Genomic DNA, 20,452 nt, shown 5'->3' on the forward strand with positions numbered 1-20,452 from the left:
CCGAATCGGGGCCTTTTGCATTCAAATCGGTGATCAATGACTCCCTTTCGCCTTGGGCGGGATGGATTCATCAAACACGGGCAAGGGTTTGTGCTCGGAGGCCAGGTAGGTGTAAATCACCGGCAGCACGAACAGGGTGAAGATGGTACCGATCGCCAGACCGGCCACTATCACTATGCCGATGCTGAAGCGCTGGGCCGCACCGGCGCCGGCCGCATACAGCAGCGGGATCAGACCCGCGATCATGGCCGCCGTGGTCATCAGGATGGGGCGCAGCCGCACCTTGGCCGCCTGCATCACCGCCTGGGTCCGGTTCAGACCGTGCAGCAGCTGCTCCTCCTTCGCCACCTCGCAGATCAGGATCCCGTGCTTGGTAATCAAGCCGACGAGCGTGATCAGGCCCACCTGGGAGTAGATGTTCATGGTGGCCATGCCCCACGCCAGCGCGATCAAGGCACCACTGATGGCGAGCGGGACCGACACCATGATCACCAGGGGGTCACGTACCGATTCGAACTGGATGGCCAGCACCAGGAAGATGATGGCCAGGGCCAGCGCGAAGGTGGCATAGAGGGCGTTGCCTTCGGTCACGAACTGGCGAGCCTCACCCATGAAGTCGTAGCGATAGCCTTGCGGCAGCTTCTCTTCGGCTGTGGTCTTGAACCAGTTGATCGCGTCCCCCATGGCGACACCCGGTGCCGGTACGGCGCCTATGGTGGCGGAGTTCAGCTGGTTGAAGTGGGGCAGGGCACGGGGCTCGCCCACGACTTCGATGTTGATCAGGCTGCCCAGCGGGATGGATTTGCCGTCGGCCGCACGCACGTAGTAACCCTTCATGGATTCCGGGTTCATGCGGTATTTGCGCTCGACCTGGGGGATCACCTCGTAGGAGCGGCCATCCAGGTCGATGCGGTTGACGTAACCGTCCGCCATCATGGTGCCCATGGTGATGCCTATATCCTGCATGGTGATGCCGTAGGCACCCGCCTTGTCCTTGTCGATCTTGATCTTCATGGTGGCGGAGTCGTAGTTCAGATCGAGATCCGAATAGACGAACTGGCCATTGGCCTGGGTGGCCGTCAGCATCTCGCTGGCGATCAGGAACAGGCTCTCGAAGCTGTTCGGGGTGGTGATGACGAACTGGATCGGCAAGCCGCTCGATGCACCCGGCAGTTCAGGGAACTGGAAAGTGGTGATGGCCATCCCTGGGATGTCCTTCACCAGTCCGGCGACCCGGTCCAGCACCTCTTTCTGGCTCGCTTCACGCTGGCTCCAGGGCACCATGGAGGCGATACCAAACGCCTGATTGGCGTTGAATACCCCGGAGAAGACCTGGGAGTAGGCGATTTCCGGCTGCTCATCCAGGATCTTGTTCACGTCCGCCATGGTGTTTTCGATGTAGTCCAGGTTGGCGTTGGAGGGTGCCGTGCCCAGCACCGCCATGACGCCCTTGTCTTCCGACGGCGCCAGCTCGCTCGGGATGAACTTGAACAGCAGCGGCAGGCTGCCGAATACGATGACGGCGAACACCACGACCACGATGCGCTTCTGCATCACGGCGTGCAGCATGCTGTCGTAGCGTTCAGTCATCCGATCCAGCAGGTGGTGTACCGTGCTCTCGAATTTGCCCGGCTGCTCGTTGGCCTTGAGCATCTTGGCGCACATCATGGGTGACAGGGTCAGCGCTATGATGCCGGAGACGAATACCGCCCCCGCCAGGGTCAGCGCGAACTCCTTGAACAGGGAGCCGGTGATGCCTCCCATCAAAGCGATCGGCGCATACACGGCGGCCAGGGTGACCGTCATGGCGATAACCGGCACGGCTATCTCCCGGGTCCCTATGATGGCGGCCCGGAAGGGCTCCTCCCCCTGCTTGATGTGTCGGTCGACGTTCTCCAGCACCACTATGGCGTCATCCACCACCAGACCGATCGCCAGCACCATGGCCAGCAGTGTCATCAGGTTTATCGAGAAGCCGAACAGATCCATCATCATCACCACGCCGATCAGGCTGAGCGGAATCGTGATGATGGGGATGATGACGGCGCGGAACGAGCCGAGGAACAGGGTGATCACCACCAGTACGATGGCGGCCGCCTCCAGTATGGTCTTGATGACCTCGTGGATGGACTCGTTGATGGCGATGGTGGAGTCATACAGCACGTTGGCCTGCATGGTGCTAGGCATGTTGCTCTTCAGGCTCGGCAGCAACTCCAGCACGTCGTGGGCAATGTTGATGGGGTTGGCGGTCGGCGCCGCGTTGACCGCCATGACCACGGCTTCGCGGCCGTTGGCACTGGCCCGGTAGATGTCGTGGCTCTTCTCCAGCGTCACCTTGGCGATGTCGGAGAGGCGGATCACCTTGCCGTCACGGGTGGCCACCACCAGTCGCTTGAGCTCCTCGGTATTGCTGACCTGGGTCTTGGCATTGCCGTTGAACAGGGTGAAGTAACCCGTCGCCTGGCCGGTGGCCGACTGATAGTTGTTGCTGTTGAGCACAGTCATCACGTCGCTTGAGGTCAGGTTGAAGGCCGCCATCTTGGCCGGATCCAGCCATACCCGCAGGGCAAACTCGACACCGCCGTAGAGATCAACCTTGGACACGCCGCCCACGGTAAACAGCTGCGGCTTGATGACCCGTTCCAGATAGTCGGTGATCTGGCTGGAGTTCAGCTCCGGACTGGTGAAGCCGAGGTAGAGCACCGCCGTGGTGGAGCCGGTGGAGGAGGTGACCGAGGGGTCTTCCGCCTCTTTCGGCAACTGGGAGCGCACCGAGTTGACCTTGGCCAGTATGTCAGACAGCGCGGCGTTCGGGTCGGTGTTGAGCTTCATGAAGGCCGTGACGGTGGAGCTGCCCAGCTGGCTGGAGGAGGTCATGAAATCGATGTTGTCGGCTTGCGCCACCGCCTGCTCCAGCGGCTGGGTGATGAAGCCCTGGATCAGGTCGGCACTGGCACCGTAGTAGCTGGTGCTGACCGTGATCACCGTATTGGTCACCTCGGGGTATTCCCGCACCTGCATCTTGAAGATGGCCTGAAAGCCCAGCAGGGCGATCAGGAAGCTGAGCGAGATCGCCAGCACAGGCCGTTTTATGAATATGTCAGTAAATCGCATTGCAGATCTCCGCGCTTACAGCATCGGGGTTTGTGCCGGAACGGCCAGGGCATCGTTTTCGACCACGCGCACCTTGGTGTCGTTGCTCAGGCGAACCTGGCCCGACAACACTATCTCGTCCCCGGCCTTGATACCGGACAGCACATGTACGTCATTGCCGCGACGCTCGCCCGCCTTGACCACGACCTGCTTGGCCCGTTTCATGCCGTCCACCTCGTGGATGACATAGACGTTTTCGCCATACAGGGTGAAGGAGATGGCCGATTGCGGGATCACCATCTGCTCTTTGACCGTGGGCAGTATGATGCTGGCGCGGGCGAACATGCCTGAACGGAGCTGGCCGTCGTTGTTCGGGATGTCAGCCTGTACCTGGATCAGGCCGCTCTGGTAGTTGACGGCCGGCTCGATGGCGGTGATGTGGCCATCAAACTGGGTCTGGGGATAGGCATCCACGTTGATCTTGATGATCTGGCCCAGAGTGATTTTCGAGATGTCGGTCTGGGGCACGGTGAAGCGCAGGCGCATCACGCTGGTGTCTTCCAGCCGCACTATGTCGGTACCCGGTTGCAGGTACTGGCCGAGGAAGACGTTGCGCAGGCCGACCACACCGCCGAAGGGGGCGCGGACTTCACGGCGGGCTATGGTCGCCTTCAGGCTCTCGATGTCGGCCTCCAGCGAGCGGTAGCTGGCTTCGGCATCATCCAGCTGATCCTTGGAGATGGAGCTCTTCTTGAAGAGGTTCTGGAAGCGCTCGTACTTGGCGCGCGCCGCCGGCAGCTTGGCCAGGGAGGCTTGCAGGTTGGCCTTCTCCACGCTGGAGTCCAGGCTCAGCAGCAGCTGCTCCGCCTTGACCGGCTTGCCGGATTCGAAGGTGATGGCATCGATGGTGCCCGCCAGTTCGGTGGACAGCGTCACCCCCTGGTTCGGTTCGATGAAGCCGATCGCTTCTATGGTCGGTACCCAGTCCTGCGCCTTGGTCACCATGGCGGTCACCGGGAACTCGGGTTCAGGCCGGTTGGCCATGAACTCTGCAATCTTCTTCTGCTTGAACATATTGAAGCCGATGACGCTGCCAAACAGGGCAAGCGCTATCAGCAACATGATGGCCATCCACTTTTTCATGAACAGGCTCCTGAGGTGGAAAAATTGGGGTTTAAAATGGCATTCCAGCTGGCCCGGATCACGGCTTCCAGCTGTTCTTGCGTCAGTTCAAAGTGGTGAACCTGGCGTTGCAACGCCAGACTTCCCACGCAATCCAGGCTCAGCACCTGCAGTGCCCGGACGGGTAGATCGATAAACAGACCTTGTTCACGTCCCCGTTCGAAGAAGCGATCCAGAGGTGCCCAGGCGGCCATGATGACCGGGTCTTTCTCCAGCTCGGCTCCCAGCGGAGAGCTCTCATACTGCAACTTGCATTTGAGCGCGTTGGGCTCGTCGGCAAAAATGGCGTGGATGTTGAGCCACAAGCGCCGAAATTGCTGAAACGATACCTCTTCTATCTGCACCCCTTCCATGACCAGGGGATGACACTGGAGTATGGTGTGCTGATAGAGCTGGCGGATCAGATCATCTTTGTCGCTGAAGTAGCGATAGATGGTGCCCGCCGCGACCTTGGCTCTCTTCGCCACCACGGCAATGGATAGCCCGTGGAAACCCTGCTCGCCGAGTACTTCATGCGCCGCATTGAAAATGCGTTCTTTCTTGTTCATGACTCGATTATCACAACGGCTGAATGAACGTTCATTCATTTTAGGGGGGCCTTGAGGCAAGTCAAGTTCTGCTGCGCGCTTGACCACCATAGTGGGGGTACAAAGTAACGGGGGAGGACTGGATCCAGCCTGAATGAAGGGAAAATGGCATAAAACAGCCATAAACGATGGAAAAACAAGCGGTTGATTCAGTGCAGGCAAAAAAGTGTAGACAAGCATGCTCCCATCATCAATAATGCGCCCCGTTCGACAGCGTAGCGCCCGTAGCTCAGCTGGATAGAGCGCTGCCCTCCGGAGGCAGAGGTCACAGGTTCGAATCCTGTCGGGCGCACCATCAAACGTGCGCCAGTTAAACGGGCGTTGTTGTGGAACGAAAACAGCTGTGGTGGCTGTAGCTCAGTTGGTAGAGTCCCGGATTGTGATTCCGGTTGTCGTGGGTTCGAGCCCCATCAGCCACCCCATTTTACAGCTTGTCAGGTATGCGAAGGTGGCGGAATTGGTAGACGCGCTAGCTTCAGGTGTTAGTGCCCCCCGGGTGTGAGGGTTCGAGTCCCTCTCTTCGCACCATACTTGCTGTATGACGAGGATGATCACAAGTGGTCGTCTTTGTGCTTTAGAGTACTTAGTAAAGAAAATTGTCNACTTGCTGTATGACGAGGATGATCACAAGTGGTCGTCTTTGTGCTTTAGAGTACTTAGTAAAGAAAATTGTCTCGGTGATTAGCGCAGCCCGGTAGCGCATCTGGTTTGGGACCAGAGGGTCAAAGGTTCGAATCCTTTATCACCGACCATATTCAGAAAAACCTCGCTTCGGCGGGGTTTTTCGCTTTCTGGCGTTTGCCATCTCTCCTGTCGTCACACCTTGTCACGTCTGTTTACACTTCTGTTGGCACTTTCTCGCCGCGGCTTCGGGTATGCTGGACCACAGACCCACAGCAAGTGGGCATCATTGAACACATTTCAGGCCAACATGTCATATGCACCCTAATATCGTTCGCGTCAGCACGCTGGCGCTTGTTGTCGTGGCCCTCAGCGGCTGCTCGTTCAAACCCAAGCCGGATGAGATCCTGATGGGCGCCGCGCCCAGGCAGGCCGCTGATACCCCCTCCACCCTGGTGACCAGTGGTGGTTTCTGCGTGGCATTGAATGCCCAGGATCAGCTGATCACCCAGCCTTGCGACCAGACAGCCCGTCAGCAGTTCAGCTGGGATGCCGGTGCCTTGCAGCTCCAGCAGCGCTGTCTGGTGGCCAAGGGAGGGAGTGTGCTCGCCATGACGGAGTGTCAGGATGAGAGTCGTCAATGGCAGTGGCAGGCGGATCGCCTGTTCAACCGCAAGGTCGAGCTATGCCTGGACGTCGCCGGGCGCCGTCACAAACCTGGCACCCCGCTGCGGCTGGCGGATTGCTACGGCGGTGCCAACCAGAGCTTCGAGTGGAAGAATGAAACGAGCGTGCTGGACCAGCTGAACCTGAAAAGCCTCATCTGGTGAGGCTTTTGGGATGGGTGGCGATCGCAGTTGGAATGCGTAACGTCGCCCGTGTCTCGGTTTGAGATGTCGGCCGGAGCGTCATGGATACCACGCACGGGCGGTATCCATGACGGCAGGGATCAGGCTGCGCCGGCGGTGCTGATGGCGAACAGCTGTTCCAGATAGACGGCGACGCCATCTTCATCCGAGCTCAGAGTCTGTTCGTGGTCTGCCAGGGCCAGCTTGAGGCGATCGTGGGCATTGCCCATCACCACGCCGCGACCCACCATGTTCAGCATCTCGAAGTCATTCATGCCATCCCCGAAGGCAACGGCCTGGGACATCTCCAGCCCGTGCTGCTCCAGCACGGCGCGCACGGCATTGCCCTTGTGCACCCCGGCGTGCATCACCTCGAGACAGTCCGGCAGGGAGAAGGTGACATTGAGTCGATCACCATAATGCTGATTGAGCTGGGCCTCGATCTGCAGCAGTTTCTCGTGGTCGCCGATGTAAAACACCTTGTTGACCTTGTCCATCGGATGGGTGGCGAGGTCGGTCAGGCGGTAGGTGAATCCGGATTCGTCATGGAATTGCAGCAACCAGGGCAGTTCCTCTTCCACCAGCCACTCGTCGCCATAGTAGACGTTGAGGTGAATGGAGGGGTCGCGCTCCAGCGCGATCAGTTCGGCGGCCACGGCGGCTGGCAGCGCCTGATTGAAGATGAGTTGATCCTGCTTGTCGTGCACCACGGCACCGTTGGAGGTGATCAGGAAGATGTCCAGCCCGAGCGTGTCGCGAATGCTGCGCACATCCACATGGTGCCGGCCTGTGGCCACCACGAACTTGATCCCCTGTTCCACCAGACGGTGCAGGGTGTCACGGGTGCGGGGGGAGATCTGGTGCTGCTTGTTGAGCAGGGTGCCATCGAGATCGGATACAACTACCTTGAACATCATTACCTCGGCATCAATTGAACGCCGGGGCAGTGTACCCCAGCGTTTTGCGTCACCCCATTTATTTAGGGATCCAAAAAATAACCAGCGTCAGAAGCGATCGAAGAAGGCCAGGGTGGCATTCAGCGCTACCTGACGCTGGGGATCGGCTTCCATGAACAGCTCGTGCCAGGCTCCCTCTACCCGCAACGGCTTGCCCCCTTCACACCGAGCCCGGGCGCAGAAGGCATCCTGCGCGGCATTGTCCACCACGCTGTCTTCCCCCGCCTGCAGCAGCAGCAGCGGTGTTTTGATGCGATCGGCGGCGGCGATGGCGCTGTCTCCGGCGGCTATCCCCTCGCGGATCCAGTGGGCCGTCACCCCGCCCAGCTTGATCTGCGGACGCTGTTCGTAGAGCTCGCGAAACGCCTGATAGCGCGGCTCGCTGTGGCTCAGGCCATTCTCGGCAAATTCGTGGGACTGGTAGCTGCCCTGACCCGGGCCATAGGGCGGTTCGCCCAGCCAGCTGCCGACCGTGTCTATGCTGGCCGCCAGCCCCTGTGCCAGCCACTTGGGCAGGCCGCCAAGGTTGATGCCCATCATGGGGGAGGAGAGCACGGCGGCCTTGATGTCATCCGGCCAGCGCTCCAGATAGAGCGCCGAGATGGCGCCGCCCATGGAGTGGGCCAGCAGGAACAGCTTGGCGGGCTGGTCCTGGGCGATCACCTCGTCATGAAACTGCTTGAGATCGAGCACATAATCGTCGAACTGGTCGACATATCCCTTCTCCTGGTCGGCCAGCAGCCGATCGGACAAGCCCTGGCCGCGGTGGTCGATGAGGTAGAGGCTGTAGCCCTGACGCCACAGATCCCAGGCCAGCTCCTGATACTTGAGATAGCTCTCGACCCGGCCGTTGACGATGAGGATGGCGCGATCCACCCTGGCCTGGCGCAGGGCGGCGTAGCGGATGGTGACGCCGTCCTTGCCCTTGAATTCCCCTTCGACGGCGTGCTCGCGCCAGAAGTCGGGCAGGGTCTGCTGATGGAGGGTGGCAACCTCGGCTTCGGATGTCAGCGGATAGGGATTGGTCACGGCAAGGGCTCCGGCAGAAAACAGGGTCAGGGCCAACAGGGGCAAATAGTTAGGCTTCATCAATGTACTCTTCCGAGGTGTCGTCCGACTGCTGTGCGGCCCAGCCCTTGCGGGTCAGTTGCATCTGTTGCCACCAGGCCTCGTCCGCCAGGATTTCGCCGGCCGGACCGAGCTGGGGATAGGGCATATCTTTTTCTTTGCAGAGCTGGGCATAGATGGGGTAACCCCCCTCGAACAATATGCTGTTCTGCTCCTCCAGGTCGAGCGGGCAGCCGCGCTGGTAGCAGCCGGCCAGCTCGCGCTGGCGCTGGGCCTCATACAGGATGGCGGCGGCGGCCACAGAGACGTTGAGGGACTGCACCATGCCCACCATGGGGATGACGATATGGTGATCGGCCAGGGCCAGCGCCTCTTCGCCTATGCCGTGCTTCTCCTGGCCCACCAGGATGGCGGTGGGTCGGGTGTAGTCTATGGTGCGAAAGTCCACCGAGCTCTCCGAGAGATGGGTCGCCAGGATCTGCATGCCGGCGGCTTTCAATTCGGCCACTGCAGTGCCTATATCCGGGTGCAGTTTCACGTCCACCCAGTTCTGGCTGCCGCGGGCCGTGCCCTTGCGCTTGTGGATCCAGCTCTTGGGCCAGACGGCATGCACCCTGTGGATGCCGATGGCATCGGCGGTACGCACTATGGCGGCCAGGTTGTGAGGCTTGTGGACCTCTTCCATACAGACGGTCAAGTCGAGCTGGCGCTGGGCCAGCATGTCAGAAATCCGTTTAAAGCGTTCAGGAGTCATATCAGTTTCTATCGGGTGAGGCGGGTGTGCCGGGCAAGCGGGTCGAGTCGGGCTGACGCTGGGTCAGTATGGTGCGGATTGGCTCGAGGCGTTCGGGGCTCATGGCGTGTCTCTATAAAAGCAGCAGGCGGCTTGCGCCGCCTGTATTCAGTTCTTTTGTCGGCTCACCTTGAGCACATTGGGCATCACGCGGATCTTGCGCATGATGTTGGCCAGGTGGATACGGCTCTTGGTGGTGATGAGCAGGGTGACCAGATAGACACGGCCATCCTTCTCTTCGGTGCTGATGGCGTGAATGTTGGCGCCGGTGGCGGCAATCACGTTGGCCAGCTCGGCCAGCGCACCCTGATGGTTGACTATCTCTATGCTGATGCCGGTGCGGAATTCCTGTTCCTGATCCTTGTCCACCTCCCACTGTACCGGCAGGTATTTGTCCGGTTCGCGGCTGTAGCCCTTGATGTTGCGGCAGGCTTCCTGGTGGATCACCAGCCCCTTGCCCGGGCTGATGTGGGCAATGATGGCATCCCCCGGGATCGGCCGGCAGCAGTTGGCGAAGGTGACCAGCATGCCGTCGGCACCCTTGATCGGCATCTTCTTGCTGCTGGACTTGGGCTGCTCTTCCGGCGGCAGTTCATCTCCCAGCATGCGGCGCGCCACCATGACGCTCATGGCGTTGCCCAGACCCACGTCGGCTAGCAGGCCCTGCAGGTTCTCGTGCTTGGTGTCGGCCAGCACCTGCTTGATGCGCGGTTCCGGAATGTCTTCGATATTCTTGGCGCCGAGCGCATGGTTGAGCAGGCGACGACCCAGCACCACAGACTCTTCGGTGCGCAGGTTCTTGAGGAATTGGCGGATCTTGGAGCGGGCCTTGGTGGTCACCACAAAATTGAGCCAAGCCGCGTTGGGACGGGCGCCCGGTGCCGTGATGATCTCCACCGTCTGACCCGAATGCAGCGGGCTGCTCAGCGGATAGGGGTGGCGATCGACCCGGGAGCCGACGCAGGCGTGGCCGATGTCGGTGTGCACCGTGTAGGCAAAGTCCACCGGCGTGGCGCCCGTGGGCAGCTCCATGATGCGGCCTTCCGGGGTGAAGACGTAGATCTCGTCCGGGAACAGGTCGGTCTTGACCCCTTCGATGAACTCAAACGAGCTGCCGGCGCTCTGTTGCAGCTCCAGCAGGCTCTGCATCCAGCGCTGGGCGCGGATCTGGGCGGTGGTGCCCGAGCTGTCGCCATCCTGCTTGTAGGCCCAGTGGGCGGCAACCCCCTTGTCGGCCATCTGATCCATGAACTCGGTGCGGATCTGCACCTCGACCGGCACCCCGTGCGGCCCCACCAGCGAGGTGTGCAGCGACTGGTAGCCGTTGGTCTTGGGGATGGCGATGTAATCCTTGAAGCGGCCGGGGCGCGGCTTGTAGAGGCTGTGCATCTGCCCCAGCACCCGGTAACAGGTATCTATGTCCTTCACCCTGACGCGAAAGGCGTAGATATCCATTACCTCATGAAATTGCAGCTCTTTTTTCTCCATCTTGTTGTAGATGGAGAAGAGGTTCTTCTCGCGGCCGCTCACCTGGGAGTCGATACCGGCATCCCGCAATCGGCCCTCGATCTCGCTCTGGATGGAGTCGATGATTTCGCGGCGGTTGCCACGGGCACGGCGCACCGACTCTCGCAACACGCGGGAGCGCATGGGGTAGAGCGCCTCGAAGCCCAGCTCTTCCAGCTCGTTCTTCATGGTATGAATACCGAGGCGGTTGGCGATGGGGGCGAAGATCTCGAGGGTTTCACGGGCGATGCGGCGGCGCTTGTCCGGCCGCAATGAGCCGAGCGTGCGCATGTTGTGGGTGCGGTCGGCCAGCTTGATCAGGATGACCCGGATATCCTGGGTCATGGCCATCACCATCTTGCGGAAGTTTTCGGCCTGAGCCTCTTTGCGATCGCGGAATTTCAGCTTGTCGAGCTTGGAGACGCCCGCTACCAGCTCGGCGACGGCATCGCCAAACAGTTCGGCCAGATCGGCCTTGGTGACCGGGGTATCTTCGATGACGTCGTGCAGCACGGCGGCCATCAGGGTTTCGTGATCGAGTCGCATGTCGCCGAGAATGCGGGCAACGGCAACCGGGTGGGTGATATAGGGCTCGCCACTGGAACGCATCTGTCCCTGGTGGGCATCACGGGCCACCACATAGGCTTGCCTGAGCTTCTCAACCTGCTCTGATGGCAGGTAGGAACTGGCTATTTCTTTAAGATTTTCAAATAAATACAAGACAGTCCCCGCAGCGGTGAAACGGCAATCCGTGGAATAGAGGGTATAGTCCTGAGTTTGCGAGGTTTTCGAGCGGTTGTAAATGGGAAGAACAGTCGGCACCCGGGCGGGCGCCGACTATGAGAAATAACTGACTTAACCGCGGCCTTCGGCGATGGCAGCAACGGCAGCCAGCTCGGCGGCTTCCTGTTCTTGCTGCTCGTAGCGGTCCTGGGTGTCCATCACCTGGTTGTTCACCAGACCCAGCTCGATCTCGCGCAGGGCGATCACGGTCGGCTTGTCGTTCTCTTCGTCAACCAGGGGATCTTTGCCTTGAACCGCGATTTGGCGGGCGCGGCGGGCGGCGACCAGCACCAGGTCAAAACGGTTACCTACCTGTTTTACAGCATCTTCTACAGTAACGCGTGCCATGCAGGACTCCAGTGTTTGGGCTTTCTGTGTTTAGAAAAGCGGTGTTTAAAAATGACGCAAAAGTTTACTTGTTTTTGGCCTATTCTGCCAGTAGCTGTTGCAGCAAGTTTTGTTGTGCCTGCTGTTGCTGATGCATTTCCAGCCGTTGGCACTCAATAATGGCCCTGAGCTGGAACAGCGCCAGCTCAAAGTCTTCGTTGATAATGACATAGTCATACTCGTCGTAGTGCACCATTTCGGCAATGGCTTTCGCCATCCGGCCGGCGATCACCTCGCTGCTGTCCTGACCGCGCCCGATCAGGCGCTGTTCCAGCTCGGCACGGCTTGGGGGCAGGATGAAGATGGACTTGGTCGGCATCTGCTCGCGGATCTGGCGGGCGCCCTGCCAGTCGATGTCGAGGAAGACGTCGATCCCCTTGGCCAGGCAGGCTTCGATGGTGGCGCGTGAGGTGCCGTAGTAATTGCCGAACACTTCGGCCCACTCCAGAAAATCACCGCGCTCGATCAGCGCCTTGAATGTCTCCACCGGCACGAAGTGGTAATGCACCCCGTGCTCTTCGCCCGGGCGCATGGCACGAGTCGTGTGGGAGACCGACAGTTGCATCTTGCCTGCTGCGTTGTGTTTGGTCAGCAAGGCATTGAGCAGGCTGGATTTACCCGCCCCGCTCGGGGAGGAGATGATATAGAGAGTGCCTTGTTGCGCCATGTCATTACCTTTAATCGAAACCCATGTTTTGGTTGTAGCAGAGGCCGCCGTCTTGTGTCCGAAAGGGAGACAGCCAAACGCAAAACGCGGAAAATTCTTGGATCAGGGGGATGTAAAGGCGGCGAATTTTAACAGAAGGCGGCGGATAAAAAAACGGCCGGAATCATATTCCAGCCGATCAAAGTATTCGTAGCTTGCTGCGGGAGCGTAACCCACATCGGCCGCTATTCTGCACTGTGGGCGGGGCTGGGGCCAGCAGGTTATCCCTGCCTCAGGGCTCGGAATTTCCGAGTTGCCTCTCAGCCTGGCAGATGGCGATCGGCGCAGAGCCGGTCAAAGGTGGCGATGACACGTTCACTCGTGATCTTGCTCATGGCATCCAGATCCTTGAGGCGGGTGCGCCAGCTCAGCTCGGCCAACGGTTTGCCGGTCTCCTGTTCGATCAGTTCCTGATAGACGCTGACCGCGTAGTCGCGGCACAGATAGGGGCCGGTGCGGGCCGGATTGTGATGGGCGTAGAGGCCGATCACCGGCGTGCCGACCAGGGTTGCCATGTGGGTAGGGCCCGTATCCGGGGCCAGCACCAGGCTCGCTTCATCAATCAGGGCCAGCAGCTGCTTGAGGTTGGTCTGCCCCACCAGATCCACCGGTTTGCTCTGGCTCAGCCGCTGTATGTCGGCGGCCAGATCCCGTTCCAGCTTGGCCGGGCCACCGCACAGATAGACCTGAAAGCCCTTGTTGGCCGCGTGATCCGCCAGCGCGGCATAACCCGCGGCGGTCCAGTTCTTGAACGCCTTGCTGGCGGCGGCGCAGATGAGCAGGGTCGGTTTGCCGCCAATCTTCTCCCGGGCCCAGGCCCGATGCTCGGCGCTGATGGGCAGTTGCCAGTCCGGGGTCAGATCCTTGATGCCCAGCTCTTTGGCGAAGGCGAGAAAGCCATCCAGCACATGAGGAGATGAGGGGGACGGCACCCTGTGGTTGGTGAACAGCCACTGACCGTCGTTGGCGCGTGCCTTGTCGAAACCGAGTTTGATGTTCGCCCTGATGCCGAGGGTGGCAATGCTGGCGCGCATGGCCGCCTGCAGATGGAGCAGGGCATCGAACCTGCGCCCCTTGAGGGTCTGCCAGAGGTCACGGTAGCCGCGCCAGCCCTTGCTCTTGTCAAAGGCGATGACCTCGACCCCGGGCAGATCGGCGAAAAGTGTCGCCTCTATCTTGCCGGTGATCCAGGTGATGCGAGTCTCTGGCCACTCCCGCTGGATGACGCGCACCAGCGCCAGCGCGTGGCAGCAATCCCCGATGGCGGAGAGCCGCAGGATGCAGATGGAAGAGGGCGGCGTTTGGAACAGCGGCATGATGTGGCGCAATGGTGGCAAAATGGATGGATGGCATTATGCAAACTCCCCTGTGGATTGTAAAATTGCGCGCAACTGGCAGCCGGTACTGGCCCTGATCCTCACAAGGAGCTCGGGTCCATGCCGACAGGCCGCCTTATCGTGAATCGAACCATTGCGATTACTGACCGACCGGAATCACCAAGATGCGAATTCAGACCGAACACAACCAGATCTGCTGGTACGCCGAAGGGATTTTTCATGACCCTTCCCCCGAGCTGTTTGATCCGGCCTGGTGGCAGACCCATCGCCAGGTAGTGGGTTCCTCCATAGGTCGTGGGGTGACCTGGTTCGTGAAGGATGAGTCGCGCCATCTGGTGCTGCGCCATTACTATCGCGGGGGCATGGTGGGCAAGGTGGTGCGGGATCGCTTCTGGTTCGAGGGGGTGGAGAGCAGCCGGGCCATGGCCGAATACAGCCTGCTGGCCAAGCTGAGCGAGCAGGGCCTGCCGGTGCCGCGCCCGTTTGCGGCCCGCATGGCCAAGCAGGGTCCCTTCTATCGGGCCGACATCCTGATCGAGCGAATTCGCGGCGCCAAGGATCTGGTGGCGTTGCTCAAGCAGGGGCCGATCGCCGGCGAGGTGTGGCACAAGGTCGGCCAGACTGTGCGCCAGCTGCACGATGCCGGTGTCTATCATGCGGATCTCAACAGCCACAACCTGCTGCTCGACAAGGAGGGCAAGGTGTGGGTAATCGACTTCGACAAGGGGGCAATCCGTTCCCCAGGCAGCTGGCAGCAGGCCAACCTGGAGCGGTTGCTGCGCTCCTTCACCAAAGAGTCCCAATTGCATACCAGTTTTCACTTCGTGCCGGACAACTGGCAGGCCTTGATGCAGGGTTATCAAGGAAAAGCGGGCTGACCCTGTTGCTCGCCGCGAGAGCCAATGTTACTTATTGGGCAGGTATTCAGATTCGGTTTCGAGGCGCTCGATGGACATGCTCAAGGCTCCCCTCAGGGAAGCAATCACCCGGTTTGATCTGGCGCTGATGGCGGATGCCATGGCTCTGCTGGCGGCGGGACTCTGGAGCTGGAGCCCGCAGCAGGGGGTGCAGCGGGATCTCTCCTGCCTGCGCCTGCTGGGATTGGATGAGACTGGGCTGGATGATCTCGGCTGGCTTGAGCGGATACATCCCGACGATGTGGCCGCATTGCAGGATGCGCTCGGTGCCTGCCAGAGCGGACGAGTGGCCCAGATCCGGCTCGAATACCGCATCCTGCATCACGATGGTCACTATGTGCGGCTGGAAGAGCGGGCCCGGCGCGATGTGCACGGCCAGGTTCTGGGGGTGGTGCGCCAGCTAGACCCGCTGGCCGTGATAGTGGAAGAGCGCCACGGCATGGATCCCCTCACCGGACTGGAGAGCCGCGGCCACTTCGAGCAACTGCTCGACGAACGGCTGGCGACCGAGAGCGGCAGCTTCAGCCTGCTGCAGTTCACCGTGGACCACAGTGCCAAGATACTGCAGCTGTTTGGCGAGGCGGCCTGCGATGCCATGCTGGCCAAGCTGGCGCGCATAGTGCGCCACGAACTGCGGCGGGAAGATCCCTTCGCCCGCTGGGACCAGGATGGCTTCATCCTGATGCTCTCCCAGACCGATCGACTGAGCGGCCTGGAGATTGCCGAGCGGCTGCGCTTGGAGATCGCCGATGCCAGCCTGCTGCCGCAGCGGCCGGTGACCGTCAGCATAGGGCTGGTGCAGAGCCAGAGCGGCGAACATATCGATCACCTGCTGGCCCGTCTGGCCACCTGTCACGGTCAGGCCAGACGGGAGCACAATGCCGTCGTTGGTTAATGCTTGCTCACGTTGGCGCGCTGGCAAATCCAGAGGGAGGCCAGCATCAACAGGCCGCCAAGCGCGAGGCGGAGCAGGTCAGTTTCCCGTCCCCATAGCAGCAGGTTGACCAGCAACCCCGCCGGGATCAGGGCGTTGTTCATGATGGCCAGCACACCGCTGCTGACCTTGGTTGCGCCCTTGTTCCACAGGAAGTAACCCAGTCCGGAAGCGCCTATCCCCAGCCACAGCAGAATGCCCCATTGCAGACCGCTGGTCGGGTATTGCGGTTGGCCCAGCAGCCACCAGGCGGGCAGGGCGACAGCCAGGGCCCCCAGATAGAAGCAGCCGAACACCGCGAGCTGGGGGGGCTGTTCCTTCTCCCGCGCCAGCAACACCTTGTAGCCGACCTGGCCGATGGCGAAGCAAATGTTGGCCCCCTGCACCACCAGGAATCCCAGCACATAGCTCTCGGTCAGCCCATCGAAGCGGATGACGGCCGCTCCCAGCACCGCCAGCAGGGCACCCCACAGATAGACGGGTTTGAAGCGCCGCTCCAGCAGATCGTGGATCAGGGTGACGTAGATGGGGGTGAAGATGGTGAACACCAGTACTTCCGGCACCGTCAGCAGCAGGAAGGACTGGTAATAGAACAGATACATGATGCCGAGCTGGATGGCGCCCAGACTCATCAGCTTGACCACCAGATCGGGCCGCAGCCAGCGACGTCTGAGAAAGGGCAGGAACACCAGGCTGGCGAGGACGATGCGGGTCAGCACGGAGAAGTAGGCATCCACCTGGCCGGCGAGATAGACCCCGATCAGGCTGAAGGAGAATGACCAGAGCAGGGTTACCCCTATCAAGTAGTTCATGTGATTGAATTGTCGTCAGTTGTCAATTTGGAGGGCGCTATGATGGCCGAGTTGGAAAGCGCGATCCAGCGTTTATGGGGGCAGTTGCCACAGATCGGAGCATTTGCCTTCGAGGCGAGCAACGGGGAAGGGTCCGCGACCGACTGGTGCGGTCGTGGTGAGGGTGAGGTGCTGGTGACCGATCATCATGGGGGCTGGCTGTTCGCCGAGACAGGCCGTTACACCACGCCCCATGGCCGGGTGCTCACCATGCACAACCGTTTCTGGTGGCGGCGCGGCGCGCAGGGGATCCTGCTTTCCCACCTGCGTTACGAGCAGCCGGTCGAGTTGTTCGAGTTGCTGCCGCAAGGAGATGGCCGCTGGTTGACGGCAGAGCCCCACCTGTGTGGCCAGGATCACTACAGTGCCGAGCTGACGCAGACCACGAGCGGATTTCTGCTCGGCTGGCAGATCACGGGGCCGCGCAAGAACGAGCGGCTCAGCTATCGCTACCGGGAGTGATGTGCAAGGGGGCTTGGCGTCTGTGCTGGCAGGGAAAGGCAGGCATAAAAAAACCGGCGCAGCGCGCCGGTAGAGGGGACAAATCGGAGGTTTTTTAAAAAACGGTCCCAAAAACAGGAGAGATACACTCTCGTCACACATTCAGAGATGGACTTCAGGCACTCAACGCATAGCTCAGCATGGCTTGCAGCTTGCTGTCGAAGAACCAGGGCAGCAGCACCATCAGCAGGCCGAGCACGCCGGCCAGCCGCTGGCGGTATTGCCAGCCGGCAATCAGCACCAGGCCGCCACACAGGGTGGTCAGGATGCCTGACATAGGGTGGCCTCCCGCTGGGCGCGACGTTGCTGTGCCCACTGGTTCAGGGCGACCGAGCCCAGGATCAGGGCCAGCGCCACACCCGTGGTGGACTGGATCTGTTCGCCGAGGAACAGGGCACCCAGCATGACGCCAAACAGCGGCACCAGGTAGTTGCTGAAGGAGGCAAAGGTCGGACCCGCCTTCTGGATCAGCGCCATGTAGAGGAAGTAGACCAGACCGGTACAGAAGACACCCAGCACGGCCACTGCGCCTATGACCTGCTGGCTCGGCAGGGTGAGGGCGCTCAGATCGGTGACGAAGGGGGCGGCCAGCATCAGCTGGATGGCGGACGAGATCAGTATGTTGCGCGCCACCACCACAGGGTGGTCTTTGGCGAAGCGCTTGATCATCAGCAGGCCGATGGCAAAGCAGCTGGCGCCGAACAGGATCGCCATGGCACCGAGCAGACCGGCGTTCATGCCGCTGGCCAGTTTCGGCCAGAACAGCACCAGCACGCCGACGAAACCTATGATCACCGAGATCAACCCGCCCTTGGTGATTCTTTCACCAGAAATAAACAGGGGTGCAGCCAGAATGGTCACAAAGGGGATACAACCCATTACCACGGCGGCGATGGCGCTATCCACATACTGTTGACCCCAGGCCACCATGATGAAGGGCAGGGTGGCATCGAGCAGGGCGATCAGCATGTAGGTACGCCAGGGGGTGTGCTCGCTCTTGAGGCGCATGAACAGGCAGAGCAGACCCAGGGTCAGGCTGCCACACAAGGCACGACCGGCTGCCACCATGATGGGGGGCAATTCAGTTACGGCCTGATGCATGAAAATGAACTGGGATCCCCACAACAGGCCAATCGCCAGCAACAACAGATAGCTACGCATTTTAATCTCCGATGTAATTCGCCAGCGCATTCTATGCAATCTGTTACTATGCCAAAAATGAATTGTCGTCATTCAACTATGGCCATTATCGATGGAACTCCCGCTTTCCCGCCTCGACCTCAACCTGCTGACCGTGTTCGACATGCTGATGCAGGAGCGCAACGTCACCCGCGCCGCCGAGCGGCTGCACCTCTCCCAGTCCACCGTCAGCCATGCGCTGGGGCGGTTGCGCCAGGCGCTGGATGATCCCTTGTTCGTCATGAGCCGGCGCGAGATGATGCCGACCGAGCGGGCCAAGGCGCTGGCCGGGCCGGTGCGCCAGGCGCTGGCCATGCTGGAGCAGGGGCTGCGCCAGGCGAAGGGATTCGATCCCGCCAGCGCACGGCGGATCTTCCGCATCGCCACCCCGGGCTCGGTGGAACATGGCCTGGTGCCTGTGCTGGTGGAGCGGCTGCACCGGCAGGCGCCCCACTGCCGGCTGGAGGTGTGCGAGCTGGCGGACAGCGACTATGAGCGGGAGCTGGAGAAAGGGGAGCTGGATCTGGTGATCGGGTTCGCCGATGCCAACCACCTCTCGCCCCGGCTGTGGCGCGAGCCCTGGTTCAACAACCCGTTGGTCTGTTTGTCACCGCTCGGCAGCGAGCTGCCGGACGTGCTGGGGCCGGCCGAGCTGGTCAGCCGCCCCCACATTCATACCTCCAGCTGGGGCCACAGCCAGGCCATGGTGGATCTCTGGCTGGCCCGTTTCGGGGTCGAGCGTGAGCTGGGGGTGCGGCTGCCAAGCTTCATGGCGGTGCCGCCCCTGATGGCGACTGGCCGCTATCTGGTGGTGGTGCCCGAGATGATAGGGCGCCACTTCTGCCGCTACTATCCGCTGCGGCTGCACCAGATGGATCCCGACATCCCCATCGTCTACCTGATGGCGGGCCACCCGCTCACCGCCCATGACGAGGCCATCGGCTGGTTCAAGGGGCTGTTGCACAGGCTCGCCTTCGAACGTTATGGCGCGGATGCGCTGGGCAGCCCGGCGCAGCGCGGGGCGGATCAGGTCAGTGCGGCGAAGTAATCCAGTCCCATGGCGCTTTTTACCTCCGCCAGCACCTCGTCGGTGAGCGCACGGGCCTGCAGCGTGCCTTGCTGCAACAGCTGCAGCAGCTGACGCTTGTCGGCAATCGCCGCCTGGCGCCGCTCCCGCATGGGGGCGAGCAGGGTCTGCAGATAGTCATTCAACACCTGCTTGCAACGCATGTCGCCCAGCCCGCCGCGCTGGTAATGGGCCTTCATCTCGGCCACCAGCGCCTTGTCCGGGTGGAAGGCATCCAGATAGGCGAACACAGTATTGCCCTCCACCTGACCCGGATCGCTCACCTTGAGGTGATTGGGATCCGTGTACATGGCGAATACCGCCTGTTTCACCTCATCGCTCGACATGCCGAGCTCTATGGTGTTGCCGAGGGACTTGGACATCTTGGCCTTGCCGTCTATGCCGGGCAGGCGGCCGGTGTCGCTCAGGATCGGCTGGCACTCGGTCAGCACTTCCTTGCCTACCAGGGCGTTGAAGCGGCGCACTATCTCGTTGGTCTGCTCCAGCATGGGCAGCTGATCCTCGCCCACCGGCACATGGGTGGCGCGAAAGGCGGTGATGTCGGCAGCCTGGCTGACCGGGTAGACCAGAAAGCCTGCTGGCAGGCTGCGCTCGAACCCTTTCTGCTGGATCTCCGCCTTGACGGTGGGGTTGCGCTCCAGTCGGGCGACGCTGACCAGATTGAGGTAATAGGTGGTGAGCTCGGCGAGGGCGGGCAGGGCACTCTGTAGGCAGAAGGTGGTCTTGGCCGGGTCGAGACCGACCGCCAGATAGTCGGCCATCACCTCCAGCACGTTGTCGGTCACCTTGGCCGGGTTGTGGCCGTTGTCGGTCAGCGCCTGCAGATCGGCGATCATCACGAATTGGCGGTAATGGTGCTGGGCCTCGACGCGCTGGCGCAGGGAACCGACGTAGTGGCCTATGTGCAGTTTGCCGGTGGGACGGTCACCGGTCAGTATGATGGGGTTGTGCATGTCGCTCTCTCCAGTTGGGGTGGGCCGGGAGGCGACAAAGGGATAAAAACAATGACCGCCTCTCGGCGGTCACGGTGTTTTCTTTGGAAAATTTTACATAGAAAAGTAGTGCCGCCTGTTTATAAGCAGCACCACCAGTAGTTGTGATTGAAGATGGTCATAT

Annotated in this window: 19 protein-coding genes and 4 tRNA genes; 9 read left to right on the forward strand and 14 right to left on the reverse strand. The window is 60.9% G+C overall.

Translation table 11 applies throughout. From position 1 onward, the window contains the following. Window positions 1–33 precede the first annotated feature (33 nt). The 3 genes from ACM3N8_RS20295 to ACM3N8_RS20305 are packed head-to-tail and all read right to left on the reverse strand — an operon-like array spanning window position 34 to window position 4,823. A complete protein-coding gene (locus tag ACM3N8_RS20295) occupies window positions 34–3,114 on the reverse strand; it encodes a multidrug efflux RND transporter permease subunit (protein ID WP_098981181.1) in 3,081 nt (1,026 codons plus the stop codon). Between the two features lie 15 nt (window positions 3,115–3,129). Then, window positions 3,130–4,236 carry an efflux RND transporter periplasmic adaptor subunit gene (locus ACM3N8_RS20300; protein ID WP_098981179.1) on the reverse strand — a complete coding sequence of 369 codons (1,107 nt, stop codon included), beginning with the start codon at window positions 4,234–4,236 and terminating at the stop codon, window positions 3,130–3,132. Next, entirely contained in the window at window positions 4,233–4,823 is a 591-nt protein-coding gene (locus ACM3N8_RS20305; RefSeq protein ID WP_043141674.1) for a TetR/AcrR family transcriptional regulator, read from the reverse strand. Before ACM3N8_RS20305 ends, ACM3N8_RS20300 begins: the two co-directional genes overlap by 4 nt. Before the next feature lie 257 nt (window positions 4,824–5,080). Between ACM3N8_RS20305 and ACM3N8_RS20310 the strand changes: the two genes are divergently transcribed. The 5 genes from ACM3N8_RS20310 to ACM3N8_RS20330 all read left to right on the forward strand — a co-directional run bounded on the left by ACM3N8_RS20310 (window position 5,081) and on the right by ACM3N8_RS20330 (window position 6,313). Beyond that, window positions 5,081–5,157 (forward strand) — tRNA-Arg (locus ACM3N8_RS20310). A gap of 51 nt (window positions 5,158–5,208) precedes the next feature. Continuing rightward, window positions 5,209–5,284: transfer RNA gene (locus tag ACM3N8_RS20315), tRNA-His, on the forward strand. Between the two features lie 20 nt (window positions 5,285–5,304). Next, a tRNA-Leu gene (locus ACM3N8_RS20320) sits at window positions 5,305–5,390 on the forward strand. 147 nt (window positions 5,391–5,537) lie between these two features. After that, window positions 5,538–5,614, forward strand: a tRNA-Pro gene (locus ACM3N8_RS20325). A 186-nt stretch (window positions 5,615–5,800) separates the two neighbouring features. Beyond that, window positions 5,801–6,313 carry an RICIN domain-containing protein gene (locus ACM3N8_RS20330; RefSeq protein WP_241326454.1) on the forward strand — a complete coding sequence of 171 codons (513 nt, stop codon included), beginning with the start codon at window positions 5,801–5,803 and terminating at the stop codon, window positions 6,311–6,313. A 119-nt stretch (window positions 6,314–6,432) separates the two neighbouring features. On the opposite strand, the gene ACM3N8_RS20335 is transcribed toward ACM3N8_RS20330, so the two are convergent. The 7 genes from ACM3N8_RS20335 to ACM3N8_RS20365 form a co-directional block, all read right to left on the reverse strand. Continuing rightward, window positions 6,433–7,245, reverse strand: a complete 813-nt coding sequence (locus tag ACM3N8_RS20335; RefSeq protein WP_290019355.1) for a Cof-type HAD-IIB family hydrolase — start codon at window positions 7,243–7,245, stop codon at window positions 6,433–6,435. Between the two features lie 90 nt (window positions 7,246–7,335). Continuing rightward, window positions 7,336–8,376, reverse strand: a complete 1,041-nt coding sequence (locus ACM3N8_RS20340) for an alpha/beta fold hydrolase (RefSeq protein ID WP_290019354.1) — start codon at window positions 8,374–8,376, stop codon at window positions 7,336–7,338. After that, on the reverse strand, window positions 8,366–9,109 hold the full coding sequence (gene trmH, locus ACM3N8_RS20345; protein WP_290019353.1) for a tRNA (guanosine(18)-2'-O)-methyltransferase TrmH: 744 nt from the start codon (window positions 9,107–9,109) through the stop codon (window positions 8,366–8,368). Before trmH ends, ACM3N8_RS20340 begins: the two co-directional genes overlap by 11 nt. Before the next feature lie 147 nt (window positions 9,110–9,256). After that, window positions 9,257–11,374: a bifunctional GTP diphosphokinase/guanosine-3',5'-bis pyrophosphate 3'-pyrophosphohydrolase gene (spoT, locus tag ACM3N8_RS20350; protein WP_043140283.1), complete on the reverse strand. Its 2,118-nt coding sequence runs from the start codon at window positions 11,372–11,374 to the stop codon at window positions 9,257–9,259. 135 nt (window positions 11,375–11,509) lie between these two features. Further along, complete coding sequence (gene rpoZ, locus ACM3N8_RS20355; RefSeq protein ID WP_005307060.1) at window positions 11,510–11,785, reverse strand: DNA-directed RNA polymerase subunit omega; 276 nt, start codon at window positions 11,783–11,785, stop codon at window positions 11,510–11,512. Between the two features lie 79 nt (window positions 11,786–11,864). Further along, window positions 11,865–12,491 carry a guanylate kinase gene (gene gmk / locus ACM3N8_RS20360; RefSeq protein ID WP_290019351.1) on the reverse strand — a complete coding sequence of 209 codons (627 nt, stop codon included), beginning with the start codon at window positions 12,489–12,491 and terminating at the stop codon, window positions 11,865–11,867. A gap of 299 nt (window positions 12,492–12,790) precedes the next feature. Continuing rightward, on the reverse strand, window positions 12,791–13,858 hold the full coding sequence (locus ACM3N8_RS20365; RefSeq protein WP_290019412.1) for a glycosyltransferase family 9 protein: 1,068 nt from the start codon (window positions 13,856–13,858) through the stop codon (window positions 12,791–12,793). A gap of 173 nt (window positions 13,859–14,031) precedes the next feature. Here ACM3N8_RS20365 and ACM3N8_RS20370 point away from each other — a divergent pair, with 173 nt between their 5' ends. Both ACM3N8_RS20370 and ACM3N8_RS20375 read left to right on the forward strand, forming a co-directional pair. Continuing rightward, complete coding sequence (locus ACM3N8_RS20370; protein WP_043557361.1) at window positions 14,032–14,745, forward strand: 3-deoxy-D-manno-octulosonic acid kinase; 714 nt, start codon at window positions 14,032–14,034, stop codon at window positions 14,743–14,745. A 70-nt stretch (window positions 14,746–14,815) separates the two neighbouring features. Continuing rightward, window positions 14,816–15,679: a GGDEF domain-containing protein gene (locus ACM3N8_RS20375; RefSeq protein ID WP_290019350.1), complete on the forward strand. Its 864-nt coding sequence runs from the start codon at window positions 14,816–14,818 to the stop codon at window positions 15,677–15,679. On the opposite strand, the gene ACM3N8_RS20380 is transcribed toward ACM3N8_RS20375, so the two are convergent. After that, complete coding sequence (locus tag ACM3N8_RS20380) at window positions 15,676–16,530, reverse strand: carboxylate/amino acid/amine transporter (RefSeq protein WP_290019348.1); 855 nt, start codon at window positions 16,528–16,530, stop codon at window positions 15,676–15,678. The genes ACM3N8_RS20375 and ACM3N8_RS20380 overlap by 4 nt on opposite strands. A 42-nt stretch (window positions 16,531–16,572) precedes the next feature. Between ACM3N8_RS20380 and ACM3N8_RS20385 the strand changes: the two genes are divergently transcribed. Further along, window positions 16,573–17,031 carry a DUF6314 family protein gene (locus ACM3N8_RS20385; protein WP_290019347.1) on the forward strand — a complete coding sequence of 153 codons (459 nt, stop codon included), beginning with the start codon at window positions 16,573–16,575 and terminating at the stop codon, window positions 17,029–17,031. 154 nt (window positions 17,032–17,185) lie between these two features. Here the strand turns inward: ACM3N8_RS20385 and ACM3N8_RS20390 are convergent, their stop codons facing one another. Continuing rightward, window positions 17,186–17,347 carry a hypothetical protein gene (locus tag ACM3N8_RS20390; protein WP_098981153.1) on the reverse strand — a complete coding sequence of 54 codons (162 nt, stop codon included), beginning with the start codon at window positions 17,345–17,347 and terminating at the stop codon, window positions 17,186–17,188. Then, window positions 17,332–18,231, reverse strand: coding sequence for a DMT family transporter (locus ACM3N8_RS20395; RefSeq protein WP_043140296.1), 900 nt, complete (start codon window positions 18,229–18,231; stop codon window positions 17,332–17,334). Before ACM3N8_RS20395 ends, ACM3N8_RS20390 begins: the two co-directional genes overlap by 16 nt. A gap of 91 nt (window positions 18,232–18,322) precedes the next feature. Between ACM3N8_RS20395 and ACM3N8_RS20400 the strand changes: the two genes are divergently transcribed. Then, window positions 18,323–19,297, forward strand: a complete 975-nt coding sequence (locus ACM3N8_RS20400) for a LysR family transcriptional regulator (protein ID WP_290019346.1) — start codon at window positions 18,323–18,325, stop codon at window positions 19,295–19,297. On the opposite strand, the gene trpS is transcribed toward ACM3N8_RS20400, so the two are convergent. Beyond that, window positions 19,276–20,289, reverse strand: a complete 1,014-nt coding sequence (trpS, locus tag ACM3N8_RS20405) for a tryptophan--tRNA ligase (protein WP_416016539.1) — start codon at window positions 20,287–20,289, stop codon at window positions 19,276–19,278. The two genes, ACM3N8_RS20400 and trpS, sit on opposite strands and share 22 nt — an antisense overlap. Window positions 20,290–20,452 lie beyond the last annotated feature (163 nt).

This window comes from Aeromonas sp. A04 (assembly GCF_047780465.1).
GTDB lineage: Bacteria > Pseudomonadota > Gammaproteobacteria > Enterobacterales > Aeromonadaceae > Aeromonas > Aeromonas bestiarum.